The following is a 12766-nucleotide window of genomic DNA, read 5'->3' as shown; positions in this document are numbered from 1 at the left end:
CCTTCGGCCATGAAATGGAAATCACCGGGACTCCTGCTGGGGCCCCGGTAGCTTTGATAGGAGTTTTCAATGCAAGTACTGAATAGAATGACAAAAAATCCAGTTTCTGTTTCTCCCCAAACACCAGTCTCTGAAGCCCGTAACAAAATGAAAAGAGAAAAAATTCATCGACTTCCAGTCGTTGATAAAACGGGTCACCTTATGGGCATTATAACAGAAAAAGACATTCTGTATGCCTCTCCATCCCCGGCAACATCCCTAGACGTTTTTGAGATAAGTAACCTTCTGGCTCATTTGGAAGTCCATTCCGTGATGACCAAAGATGTTATCACCATTGGACCTGATACTCCACTTGAGGATGCTGCCCGTATCATGGCTGATAATAATATCGGAGGTTTGCCCATCATTGAAAAGGGTATACTCGTTGGTATTATAACAGAATCGGATCTCTTTAGGGTCTTTGTTGAACTCTTTGGAGCCAGAGAGAAAGGTATCAGGCTTACTGTTCTCATGCCCGAGAAACGGGGAGAGTTGGCAGAACTTTCAAAAGCCATTGCCGATTGCGGTGGAGATATTGTTTCTTTTGGGAATCTGCTGGGAGAAAATGCCACAAACAGGTATGCCATTATCAAGGTCCAGAACATCAGTGAAGAAGAGCTAGTAAAGACCATACAACCTTATACTGAGCGGATTGTAGACGTCAGAGAAATTTAGGCTGTTTTTGAGTGAAATCAGTACCCTTGAATATGTTCTTATAGAAAATTAGGCTTTCTCAGGGAAGATCCTATTCTGAAAAGGTCCTGCATTTAGTACAGGATTGTCAGAAGGATCAGCAGGCATACAGAAATGATTGTACTCAAGGAAAGGGTATTGTTAACATAGTCCAGGTTCTCCTTATCTTCCTGCTTCATATAGATGGATATTACGAAGGGGGAAGGGAGGAGGAACATCGTTAGCAGGGCCATCTCATAGATGCGGTCAAGACCAAGATAATTCCTAATGATAAGGGTATTCACCAGAAAGGCCAGACCTATCAGTAAGGTTTTACGGACCATGATTGTCATAAGAGCCAATGTCATGCCTGATTTTTTGAAGTTTAACTCATATCCTATCATCAATGAAATAAGGGGAACTGTGAGGTTCCCTGTCAGTGTAAGGAACTCACCCAGGGCCGTTGTCAATGAATTGGGATCGACCAAGGGCTTGATCATACCGGTTATGAGCCCAGCAAATATGGCCAAAATTACGGGTGACTTTAAAAAAGAAAGCAAAATAGACTTTGGAGAACTGTTGCCTTCCTTTTCTCTGATTAAAAGTGTCATGAGAACGAAGAACACAAAGAGTACCTGACCCAGGTCCATGAGAGCAAATTGGGCTATATGTTCTTTTCCATAAATAGAGAGAAACAAAGCATAACCCAACATTCCCATTTCAAATCCCCCCATCATCAAGGGCCAGTAGGGGGTTCTGATTTTCAGGATGCGGGCTGTGACTCTCCCTATAAGAACCATCATTAGGCAGATTAAAAAGATGGTGATGACCAGTAGAAGGTGGGATGCTTCGAAACTGATAGACGCAAAAGCCTGGAATAAGAGAGCCGGGAGTGCCAGAGTAGAGACTATCTTTTTTATATCCTGGCTGCTGTTTTCCTTTAGAAATTTTTTCTTTCTAAGGAGAATACCCAGGGAAAAAAACAATAGCACAGGCAGAATGCTCAGAAAAGTATCAATCATGGTTGTTCCTTATTCGAAGGCTTCCTCCATATTACAATAAATGACTATATTGGAACAATTAAATACTGCAAAAAACATTTTATTCATAACCTATGTCCCGGAGAACACAAGGCTTTTTTCAAAATAAATATTGACAACCTCGTGTTTTTAAACCATTTATAAAAGCAGTTACTGCGCCATTGTCGATGGCCATTAATCACAGACTAAGGACCCTTTAAGCTAACAAACGTCTGTTATCATCTTCATTTAATTGCTTTGTCTTTTGGAGTTGGTTTCAGTTTGTGGTTTACTGGGGATACCCCTCTTACTACGCCTAGATTGTTCTCCAGCAAAGCAGATCAGAGGTTCTCATGAAAAAAGAATTATGGTTTCTGACTCAAAACGATGAGCTGGTAGATGTTTACAATGACCGGGATATCGCAACAGAAGAACGTATATATCTGAAAGAGGACAATCCTCTTGATCATATTACGATTCATTCTATAGGTTTTGCCGAATTAAAAAACTACCATGATGAATATGAGTTTGCTATGGAAAGGGGTATGCTCGATGAGTGAAACAACCGTGCAGGATGTTTATTTAGGGAATTTGAGTTATGACATTTCTGATGAGGATTTATATGAAATCCTGGAACAATTCGGTCCGGTTACAGATGTCAATCATATTCAGAAAAAAGGAATAGCCTATGTCAAATTTGCACAGGAAGAGGATGCTGAGATGGCTATCAAGTCGCTTGAAGGAGTCCCCTTTCTAGGCAGAAAACTGATCATGGACTGGGCTAAACCCAAAAAGATGTCGACCCGGAAATAATTGATCGACCGGTGTCTGTGTTAATCTTAGACAGAATGATGGTGCAGATGATAGTACAGGCTGCATCGTCATTTGCTTGAGTTGGGGGGGGAGACCTCCCTTTGTCTGATGATATCGAAAAAAGGTGTCTTCCTGTCTCTCACACAACGAGCGGCATAAATATACATCGCGGCCGACCATGTTTGCCAGTCCTGCCCCTGTATTGACCCATCCTGAGCCTTAATCCATTCATTAAAACCAAATGTAAGATCCTTGTTCCCGGATTTTTGGACAAGCTCGGTGAGAACCATGAGTTTTTCTTCAGCAAGATCATATTCTTCTGCGGCTACAAGGGCTGCAATATAAAAACCGTTGATAAAAGGCCAAATTCCTCCATTATGGTACTCTCCTGGCCTATTGTACTGCTCATAGCGATCCAGCCAGTCAGGATCTTCTTTTCTCATATACGGGAAAAAATTGGGGGGCAGATCCACAATCAAGTCCCCATTTGTTTTTAGAAACTCGCACTCTCTGCTGATCCATTTAACAATATTTTTTGCCCTTTTCAGGGGAGCCAGCCCTGTTAGGATGGCAAGGCTGTTTCCAAGAAGGTCAAAGCGCTCACTACTGTAAACTTTGAAGGACCAGAAACCATAGTAGGGCTTTTCTTTTTCTCTGAGCTTGCTGTGAACATGACTGTGTGCCCTTCCTTCCTTAATATCAAAACAGCAGAAGGACTGAGCCAGGCCTGCCGCCTGATTCTTTTCTCCGAAAAACCGAAGGTAAGCATAGGCTAATGTGTTTACATATAATCCATAACCGATGACCCACTGTTCGTCCCGCCAGTCTGTTGTAGGCAGTTGTCCTATGAGAGCGCTGTCTGTAGGACTCTGGTAAGTCATCCAATTTAAAGCTTGACGTGCTGATTCTTCCAGGAATTCCTTTTCTCCCGTTGCTGCTCTGAATAGGGCCAGTCCAAGAAGATAGAGCGGGGTTGTATCGCTGGCTCCTCTGTTTTTAGAATCATGTACCAGCGATGGGATCTGTCCGTGAGGAGATTGATTCGAAGCCAGAGTCTGGAGTGTCATTCTCATCTGGTCCGTTAGGATCGGGTCATCACAAAGGAGCATTCCCGGCATGGCGATCATCAGATCTCTGGTGTAGGGTTCGGGATATCCCCACCCAGCCGTGCGTGGCAGGTTTTCAAAAGGGCCAAATGCATTATGTCTCAATACTTCATGAGCCGCCAGCTCAGCCTTGTGAATCATATCCCACTGATATTTGTCCATGTCCCTACTTACCCAGCTTTTTTTGAACTATCTGCATAAACTTTTCAGCAACAACCATATAATCAAAATTCTTGACGACATGGTTTCTTGCGGCATTTCCCAGGCGGTCTCTCAGGGCTTTATCATTCATCAATTGAAGGAGAGAATCGGTAATATCGGGAATACTAGCCCGGTAATCCACAATTCTGGGAGGATCAAAAACAAACTTAGTATTCTCTTCATATCCTGATTCTTTTCCCAGTATTGTTTCGTGGAGGAGAATCTTTTGTGCAACACTGGCCAACATGGCTGTTTCTCCATGAATCATTGTATCCTTGGGGCCCATGGCATTGATGCTGATAACAGGTTTGCCACAAGCCCCGGCTTCTACTTGAGGCATACCAAACCCCTCCAAACGGGCGGGCGCAGCATATATATCACAGGCATTCATCAGGTAGGGAATGAAGTTCCGGGAGATGATACTTGTCTGAAAATCCATTTGTTTTTCGATACCCAATTGTTTTGCCAGTTTCTCATCCATAGAATTCTGAGAGGTCGTCCTGTCCTGAGGCCAAACCTTGCAAATATAACGCCAGTCTGGAACTTTACCCTCCAGGCTTGCTAAGGCCTGCATCACTTCCTGAGCACCCTTGGAAGCAGCATCTCCTCCGATGGTCAGTATCATCAATTGATCTTCCGAGATTCCCAGATTTTTTCTAATGGATTGAATTTTAGGATCATCCTTGGAAATCGGCTTGAATATTTCTGTTTCACACCCTACTGGCAATACTTCAATATTCTCTTTTGAAATGCCATCCCGAACATACATGTCTTTAACCCATTGAGAGGTCACCAGGATGAGGGGCAGTTGATTCAAAACATCCTGGTAGTTGGCAATGTAACCGTCGGCAACGAGCCAGGGAACGGGTAGTACCGCGAACTTCTGCGGGTGAAGAATGATATCCGGAGTGTAACCCCAGTACCCGACTCCGGTGACCACATCCGGTTTAAACCATTTGTAATACCACTCTTTTTCCATGGTTGAGCAGGAGTTGACGGCATAAACATCCACACCCATTTTTTTAAGTCCCCGATAGAGCATGTCCCCCTGAGTTGCCAATCCTCCAGGAGACGGGGGATAATCGTACATAACCAGAACTTTCATAGTCTATATATCCTTTTTTAACCATTCTGCGGCTTGTGTTGTACTCGTGAATTGCCAAAAGGCTTCTTGTTCGGGAGTCGTTCTGGCTTCAAAACTATCTTTGTTGAATCCATAAATATCAGTAATGATTCTGTACTTTTTCTGCCAGATCTCCTGGTCCAGGCGGCATTGGACCGGCGCGGAAGAAATGCTTTTGGGTAAGGTTGATTTGTTACGGTCTTCGTAAGCAAAGAGTCTTAGTTCCTGCGATCTTAAACGTCCGGAAATCCAGAGGTTCAATACGGTCCGGCCTATTTCTTCATGCCTTTTGTGCCGTGTGTATTCTCCTGCTGGACTGTGGGTGTAGATCATGTCAAAACTTAGCCGGGGGAGATGACTGAGGATGGTGGAGGTTATCAGCTCCTCATCAAGGCTCAATTGTTCGGGACCATCATCCAGATCTGCCATAGCACCACTGGCACCCCATTCATCAAGTACCCGAAAAAATTTGGGCGACCGATCTGTATCGGACAGTCTACAGAGGCTCAAAATAAAACAATCTTCAAACTTTTCAGTCAGTATTGTTCCAGCGGCCCAGAGAGTCTCATCATCGGGGTGTGCCACGATGACTGCAACACTCTTTCTCATCTCTTTATCCAAACCATATGGATGCCTTCTTTCTATGAATGATAATTCAGTCAATATCCGGACACAAGATTTTTCTTATTCTTTCATCAGCAATATTTCAGATTTATCAACTATTTGGAAAATAATGATGTAGTTGGAGTATGGATGAATTAAAATTGCATAAGGAGCTAGATTAAAATATACACTATTGATAAGAGGATTTTTTATGCAGGTTCATGTGAAAAGACGGGATGTCACTTTCAATCCTGATCTGTCTAGGGTCATTGCCAGATACTTCTATACCGGTGATGAACGCAGTGCCATAATAGTCAAAAGCATTTTGGATCTCAGTGATGATGAAGTCAAAAATCAACTGAATCAGATCCTTCGACGGTATTCAAAAAGACACCGCAATATTTCCAAGGTTTTTGAAAAACATTTTGATCTCCTGAATCATCTTCTTTCGCAGATGGAGATTGATAGAAATAAGGTGGATACAAATAGGCGTGTTCTTATCGGAGCCTATTTTACTATGGAGTATTCCGTCGAGGCGGCAGCCTTTTTTAATCCTTCCATCGTTGAATCGCCGGATCAGCTGGGCTTACTCCCTGGAGAAAAGAGGGTTATTCTGAGTTTCCGTGCCACAGGAGAAGGCCATCTTTCATCCATTGTTTTTCGTTCAGGCATAGTGGATAGAGACGGGAATTTTAAAATGGATCCAGTGGGATCCATGCTGGCGGAAGCCGAGAGGATCAAACGACATCTATATAATAAGAAGCAGTTCTTACAGGACCTAGAAGAGCTGCAGGACCATCAGGATAATCTCATTCCCAAAGATGCCCTCTCCTGCCTGGGCGATGACTTTACCTATGGAGAGTTGGAATCGTGTATAAAGGAGGTCATGGAACGCGAAGGGATTACCTCAATGGAGGAAAACTCTTGCTATAGTAAAATCATGTGGTTGGCATCATCCCATTATGAAATAGATTTTTCCCTTGATTCTTCGTTGTGTGAAAGGGTTATTTTCCCGATTTCTTCTACAGAGAGGCGGGGGATTGAGGATGCCCGGTTTGTCAAATTCACCGATGAGGGAATGACCCAGTACTATGGGACATACACGGCGTATGACGGAATGACTACCATGCCAAAACTGATCGAGACAAGTGACTTCTATCATTTCAAGGTTCATCCACTTCATGGGAATATTGCCAGGAACAAGGGGATGGCTCTTTTTCCAAGAAAAATAAGAGGTAAGTATGCCATGCTCTGCCGGATGGACGGCAGGAATAATTACATCTCCTTCTCTGACAATCTAAACCTGTGGACAGAGGCTAAAATGGTTCAGTCTCCCCGATATACCTGGGAGTTTATCCAGGTGGGGAACTGTGGATCACCCCTGGAGACCGAAGATGGATGGCTTGTTATTACCCATGGTGTGGGTGCCATGAGGGAATATGTTCTGGGAGCCATACTTCTTGATCTTGAGAATCCCGAAGTAGAAATAGGACGGCTGGATTCTCCCCTGCTCACGGCCAATGAGATGGAACGTGAGGGATATGTCCCCAATGTGGTCTATTCCTGCGGTTCCATCATTCATAATGAAGAATTGATCCTTCCCTATGCCGTTTCTGATTATTCATCAACATACTGTACAGTGAACCTTAGGGAGTTGCTGGCAGAACTGAAACGTGAAAAATAGTGTAAAGCATAAAGGTTACCCTTAGAGGGACTTTGTCTGCGATTGAAAGGGGGCGGAAAAAACCATTGTTTCTTCAATTCCCATCTGAGCTGCGGCATACCTTGCTACTGTCTGGTTCAGCCAGTTTGGTTGATGGGCATCCGAACCGATCACAAAGCGAAAACGGCTTAAGTGGGGAGTATAAAAGGCTTTGTAATTTTCCGCTTTCCATATATACCGGTTATTGACCTCAATATAGCAGTCGGTAGGGACTTTATCCAGATCTGCACCTATGGCGATGGGATGGGATATAATCACAGGTTTGCCTGTTTCCACGAGTCTTTCAGCCCCTTTGTATTCGGAGGCTTTATCACGGCAATGGTATATAAAGTAGTCAAAGGAGTAGTTCACAGCTTCAAGAACATCTATGCTGTCATTCACTTCACATCCGCAATAAAAGCCATGTTGGTGCAGGTCTGCCTTGTACTTTTGAAAAACGTCACCTTTGAGGTATCCGAAATGATCGCTGATGCCCCGAAGCTCTGCGTGATTCAGGTTCTCAATCAATTGAACGGTTTGCTGGGGGACAACGGCGCTGTCGCCAAATGAATATGTTGTATGGATATGGAGATCTTGTTTGATTCGTATATTGTTCATAGTTGCCTCTTGATAACTCATTCTGCCGCAGAGGGTCAAGAAAATTTAAATTATTTTCAGTTTTCTATTTATTGCCGGTTTCCTGGTTTGTAGGGGGTTCTCTTGTTCTATTTCAATAATAATATATAATAAAGAATGCATATCCCCTCAAGAAAACTAACACTTGTAGCACTGATCTCAATTATTGCTGTCTCATTTATTTCTGTCAGTTTCTATTCATATTATAGTGCCAGGGCTTCCATGAGAAAGGAGATTCTTCACTCTTCACTTCCTCTTTTGAGTGAAAATATCTACTCCTATATACAAAGCTACCTGACTCTGCCCATCAATATTTCTTCTGCTATGTCCAGAGATACATTCCTTGTGGACTGGATACACGATGGTGAATCGGATGAACAGGAGATTGTAGACTATTTAAAGGTTATAAAAGAAGAATTCGGATTTTTTACTGCTTTTTTGGTTTCAGAAAAAAGTGAGAATTATTATTACTATGACGGAATTCTGAAACAAGTCAGCCCGGTGGACTCTCATGATATCTGGTATTATAAGTTTGTTAACTCGGGCCTCGAATACGATTTGGATGTTGATTCTGATGAAGCTTCAAATGGAATTCTGACTGTCTTTATCAATTTTAGAGTTGTTGATTCCACAGGGCATTTTCTAGGTGTTGCCGGTGTCGGCATCCGGTTGGATAAGATCAGTGTCACTCTGGCCGAAAAAAAAGATGAGTATAAACGGGACATCTATATGGTTGATGATCGGGGAATTATACAAGTTCATCCGGATATCACTAAGGTTGAGACACTCTCTATTTATGATATTCCTGGATTACGGGATATTGCCGATGATCTCCTTAATCCTTCAGATTTTCCCACAGATCTTATTTATAATGCATCCCAGAATCCTTCGCTTATAAGTTCTCGGTATATGGAAGAACTGGGGTGGTTTATCCTTGTGGAACAGCATGAATATGAGTATATGGATGCTGCAAGGAGAAATCTCTTTATCAATATTGTGGTGGGTATTTTCACCACTATCCTTTTAGCTTATTTGAGCTCCAAAACTATCGGCAGTTTTCAGCTTTATCTGGAAAATTTAGCCAGTACGGATAGTTTGACCGGAGCCTTGAACCGGAGGGAGCTTGAAAAACGGTTTCTTACATCGATATATAGCATTAAGAGGTACGAATCAAAATATTCCATTATTATCATTGATCTGGATGACTTTAAGACCATCAATGACCAATATGGTCATGCCATAGGAGATAAGGTCCTGATCCGCATGACCGATATCATCCATGAAGTCATCCGTCCTACTGATGTTCTTGCTCGCTGGGGCGGGGATGAGTTTGTGATCCTTATGGGAGCAGACTCAAAGGTTGCTTTTGCTTCGGCAGAAAGGATACGGATTGCCCTTTCTGAACGGACCGTTTTCAATGATCTGGGAATCCAGGCTAGCATGACAGTGAGTATGGGGGTCTCTTCTGTTCGGGATGATGATGAACTGAAATCGGTCGTTCAACGAGCCGATGCGGCACTCTACCAGTCTAAAGGATCTGGTAAAAATCGTGTTGTTATCCTAGAGTAAGGATATGACCTGCATCTGCAATTAACTAGTTTCGTTAAAACTATATCGATAATAAAATATTGACACTGTTTCCTATTGGTGCCATGATAGGATGAGTCAATCCGGGAGGTCGTCATGAAAAGTCCAAAGACAATCACCATTTGCATGGGAAGTTCCTGTTTCTCCCGGGGAAATAATCAAAACCTGAAAATTATTCAGGAGATCATCAGCGGGTATGAGGGGATTGACGTACAGCTTTCTGGAGCTCTCTGTCAAGAACAGTGCAGTAAAGGGCCCGTCCTTTATCTGGGAGACACAATGTTCAGCTGTGTAGACAGTTCTGAAATCGCCGATCTGGTGGAAACATATATCAACTCATAAACAGGAAAATTGCTATCATGAAACTCAACCCTATCTATACAGAAATTACAGAGTGCCAGGATTGCTATAAATGCATCCGTCATTGCCCGGTGAAAAGCATAAAAGTGGAAGACGGCCATGCTAAAATTCTCGTGGATGATTGTATTCTCTGCGGGAATTGTTACCTCATGTGTCCTGTCGGGGCAAAGCGGATACGTAATGATCTGCCCAGGGCCCAACGGGCCTTGGAAGATCATGAAAAAGTCATCCTTTCTTTGGCTCCCTCTTTTGCTGGGGAGTTTCCCGGTATTTCTGAAAAGACTCTTATCCGGGCGATAAAGGACCTGGGGTTTTGGGCGGTTTCTGAAACGGCTATAGGGGCTCAGGAAGTGAGCCGGCATACCAATGCGGTGTTGCAGAAGGCAGACCATGGCGTTTTCATTTCGTCCGCTTGTCCCACCATGGTGGAGTATATTCATAAGCATAAACCCCAATATTCATCATCGATCATTGATCATCTTTCGCCTTTGCTCACTCACTGTCAGATGTTGAAGGAGCTCTATGGCGAGGATTGTATTATTGTTTTTGCCGGTCCCTGCATTTCCAAAAAAAGAGAAGCCGATCTTAGAGAAGACTTACTGCATACGGCTATAACCTTCAATGATTTGAAAAGCTGGTTTGCCCAGAATCAAATTGATCTCTCCTCGTTATCCGGTAGTGATGAGGAGAGTTTTGTCCCTCAGTTTTCCTATGACGGAGCCTCATATCCACTAGAAGGGGGTATGATCCGCAGTTTGAAGCTGCAGAAGACCATCCTCAAGGATAATCAGATGCTGAGCTTTACAAATGTTCATTCCATGGGAGGAGTCCTGAACAACCTAGAAGTGCTGGGGCAGAAGGAACCTCTGTTCCTTGAGCTTTTGGCCTGTGAAGGAGGGTGCATCAATGGCCCGGGCTGTGCTAAACATTCGGGAACAGCTGTGAAAGAGAAAATCCTTATGGATTATGCCACAAGCCGCAAAGAACAGGTCCCCCTCTATAAGTCCTGCACCAGTATCCAGTACGACCGGAAAATTAATGCAGTGAAGGTCGTATCCCATGATGAACTGGAAATCAGGAAAGCCCTGAGAAATATCGGTAAATACGATAGTGGAGACGAGAAAAATTGTGGAGCCTGCGGATATTCGACCTGCCGGGATTATGCCAGAGCCTTTCTGGATGGACGGGCCGAGAAAGATATGTGCGTCAGTTATCTCAGGACACTATCCGAAAAGAAGGCGGATGCTCTGATCAGATCCATGCCTTCCGGTGTAGTCATTGTGGATGCCGAGATGAAGATCATTCAGTGTAATAGAGCCTTTGCCACATTGATTGGTGAAGAGACTCTGGCTGCTTTTGAGGCAAAACCCGGTTTGAAGGGGGCTTCTTTATCAAAGATACTTCCTTTTACATCCCTGTTTCAGGGGGTTCTCTCCGAAGAAGGAGTCTTAACCGATCAGACATTTCATTTGGAGAACAAGGTTTTTACAGGTTCGGTATTCACCATCGAAAAGGATCAGGCCGTGGGGGCTATTTTTCAAGATGTCACTCTTCCCTGGGTTCAAAAAGATCAGGTCATTAAACAGGCCCGCAAGGTTATGGAAAACAGCATCTCCACGGTGCAGCAGATTGCCTTTCTATTGGGAGAGAATGCTGCTCAGAGTGAAGTCATGCTGAACTCCATCATCACCTCATTTAGTTCTGAATCAAACAGGGACTCTGATGATTAAGACTTTTTTTGACGTTGGATATTTTCAGATTACGAAGAAGGGTGAGTCGGCTCCCGGGGATGCCTTTCTGACTCAGAAGGCGCAGGGAAGGCAGAGGGTTATCTCTGTGCTCTCCGATGGTCTTGGAAGCGGTATCCGGGCCAATGTCCTTTCAACACTCACGGCGACCATGGCTCTGCGGTCTATCGAAAACAACCTGCCTCCCTTAAAAACAGCGGAACTCATATCCAGAACTCTTCCCGTTTGCAGTATCCGGAAAATCAGCTATTCCACCTTTACGATTGTGGATGTTGACGAACATGGTCTGGTTCAGATTGCCGAATATGACAACCCCCACTTTGTCCTGATACGGGATGGACAAATCGAAGAACCGGAATCTGAGAGCTTCAGCTTCAAGACAGTCAATACAAAACGGAATATCATCCGCTGCTCAAGCTTTCAGGCTGTCAGCGGAGATCGGCTTGTTTTTTTCTCCGATGGTGTGACCCAGTCGGGATTGGGTATGAAAGAGACTCCATTGGGATGGGGAGATGCGGGCGCCCGGCAGTTTCTATTGACGACACTTGTCTCACATCCGGAGTACTCCTCATCTCAGCTTTCAAAAGCCCTGGTTCGTGAAAGTTTGAAACACGATGTCTATTCTCCTAAGGATGATATAACCTGCGGATCTCTCTACTTCAGAAATCCCCGGCAGTTGATGATTGCAACCGGCCCTCCCTATGATCGTGAACGGGATAAACATTTAGCCGGGATGATCAGTGGTTTTGATGGAACGACAATCATTTCCGGAGGAACCACGGCAAACATTATTGCCCGGGAACTGGGGCGGAACCTCACCTTGGATTTGGGAAGCCAGACCGATACAATTCCCCCCTGTTCCACCATGGAAGGGGTCGATCTGGTAACCGAAGGTATTATCACCATGAGTCGGGTGCATGAGTACCTCGAAAAAAGGTTAGAACCCGTTGGCGGGAAGGGTGATCCTGCAGAACGCATTGTGAAAGAGATGATCAATTCAGATGTGATTCATTTTATGGTTGGTACCCGAATCAATGAAGCACACCAGGATCCCAATATGCCGGTGGCTCTGGAAATCCGGCGTAACTTGATCATCAGTATTGCAAACACCCTTGAAAAACTCTATTTCAAAGAAGTTCTCATCAATTATATCTGAT

General features: G+C 44.0%; 13 protein-coding genes. 8 read left to right on the top strand and 5 right to left on the bottom strand.

The window, feature by feature from the left end:
- The first annotated feature begins 69 nt into the window (after positions 1–69).
- On the top strand, positions 70–714 hold the full coding sequence (locus tag EXM22_RS12540) for a CBS domain-containing protein (RefSeq protein WP_149486854.1): 645 nt from the start codon (positions 70–72) through the stop codon (positions 712–714).
- 92 nt (positions 715–806) lie between these two features.
- Here EXM22_RS12540 and EXM22_RS12535 read toward each other — a convergent pair whose 3' ends face one another.
- Positions 807–1733 carry an AEC family transporter gene (locus EXM22_RS12535; protein ID WP_149486853.1) on the bottom strand — a complete coding sequence of 309 codons (927 nt, stop codon included), beginning with the start codon at positions 1731–1733 and terminating at the stop codon, positions 807–809.
- Positions 1734–2083: 350 nt separating this feature from the next.
- Between EXM22_RS12535 and EXM22_RS12530 the strand changes: the two genes are divergently transcribed.
- Together EXM22_RS12530 and EXM22_RS12525 are read left to right on the top strand one after the other, a co-directional pair.
- Positions 2084–2290 (top strand): hypothetical protein, encoded by a 207-nt coding sequence (locus EXM22_RS12530; protein ID WP_149486852.1) that lies wholly within the window; start codon positions 2084–2086, stop codon positions 2288–2290.
- On the top strand, positions 2283–2543 hold the full coding sequence (locus EXM22_RS12525) for an RNA recognition motif domain-containing protein (RefSeq protein WP_168203488.1): 261 nt from the start codon (positions 2283–2285) through the stop codon (positions 2541–2543). The genes EXM22_RS12530 and EXM22_RS12525 overlap by 8 nt, the downstream gene beginning before the upstream one ends.
- Positions 2544–2611: 68 nt before the next feature.
- On the opposite strand, the gene EXM22_RS12520 is transcribed toward EXM22_RS12525, so the two are convergent.
- The 3 genes from EXM22_RS12520 to EXM22_RS12510 are packed head-to-tail and all read right to left on the bottom strand — an operon-like array spanning position 2612 to position 5582.
- A complete protein-coding gene (locus tag EXM22_RS12520) occupies positions 2612–3811 on the bottom strand; it encodes a glycoside hydrolase 100 family protein (protein WP_149486850.1) in 1200 nt (399 codons plus the stop codon).
- A 4-nt stretch (positions 3812–3815) separates the two neighbouring features.
- A complete protein-coding gene (locus EXM22_RS12515) occupies positions 3816–4955 on the bottom strand; it encodes a glycosyltransferase family 4 protein (RefSeq protein WP_149486849.1) in 1140 nt (379 codons plus the stop codon).
- Positions 4956–4958: 3 nt separating this feature from the next.
- On the bottom strand, positions 4959–5582 hold the full coding sequence (locus EXM22_RS12510; protein ID WP_149486848.1) for a PIG-L deacetylase family protein: 624 nt from the start codon (positions 5580–5582) through the stop codon (positions 4959–4961).
- A gap of 205 nt (positions 5583–5787) precedes the next feature.
- On the opposite strand from EXM22_RS12510, the gene EXM22_RS12505 reads away from it, so the two are divergent.
- A complete protein-coding gene (locus EXM22_RS12505) occupies positions 5788–7260 on the top strand; it encodes a glycoside hydrolase family 130 protein (RefSeq protein WP_149486847.1) in 1473 nt (490 codons plus the stop codon).
- A 21-nt stretch (positions 7261–7281) separates the two neighbouring features.
- Here EXM22_RS12505 and EXM22_RS12500 read toward each other — a convergent pair whose 3' ends face one another.
- The gene (locus EXM22_RS12500) at positions 7282–7896 is read right to left on the bottom strand and encodes a PHP domain-containing protein (protein WP_149486846.1); all 615 of its coding nucleotides are present in this window, start codon (positions 7894–7896) and stop codon (positions 7282–7284) included.
- 135 nt (positions 7897–8031) lie between these two features.
- Here EXM22_RS12500 and EXM22_RS12495 point away from each other — a divergent pair, with 135 nt between their 5' ends.
- The 4 genes from EXM22_RS12495 to EXM22_RS12480 all read left to right on the top strand — a co-directional run bounded on the left by EXM22_RS12495 (position 8032) and on the right by EXM22_RS12480 (position 12765).
- Positions 8032–9483: a sensor domain-containing diguanylate cyclase gene (locus tag EXM22_RS12495; RefSeq protein WP_149486845.1), complete on the top strand. Its 1452-nt coding sequence runs from the start codon at positions 8032–8034 to the stop codon at positions 9481–9483.
- A 114-nt stretch (positions 9484–9597) separates the two neighbouring features.
- Positions 9598–9843, top strand: coding sequence for a (2Fe-2S) ferredoxin domain-containing protein (locus EXM22_RS12490; RefSeq protein ID WP_086488893.1), 246 nt, complete (start codon positions 9598–9600; stop codon positions 9841–9843).
- A 17-nt stretch (positions 9844–9860) separates the two neighbouring features.
- Positions 9861–11591, top strand: a complete 1731-nt coding sequence (locus EXM22_RS12485) for a [Fe-Fe] hydrogenase large subunit C-terminal domain-containing protein (RefSeq protein WP_149486844.1) — start codon at positions 9861–9863, stop codon at positions 11589–11591.
- On the top strand, positions 11584–12765 hold the full coding sequence (locus tag EXM22_RS12480; protein ID WP_149486843.1) for a SpoIIE family protein phosphatase: 1182 nt from the start codon (positions 11584–11586) through the stop codon (positions 12763–12765). The genes EXM22_RS12485 and EXM22_RS12480 overlap by 8 nt, the downstream gene beginning before the upstream one ends.
- The last annotated feature ends 1 nt before the right edge of the window (position 12766 follow it).

The organism is Oceanispirochaeta crateris (assembly GCF_008329965.1).
Lineage (GTDB): Bacteria > Spirochaetota > Spirochaetia > DSM-2461 > DSM-2461 > Oceanispirochaeta > Oceanispirochaeta crateris.
Note: the sequence above shows the minus strand (reverse complement) of the source record. Positions and strands in the feature narration are given on the sequence as shown.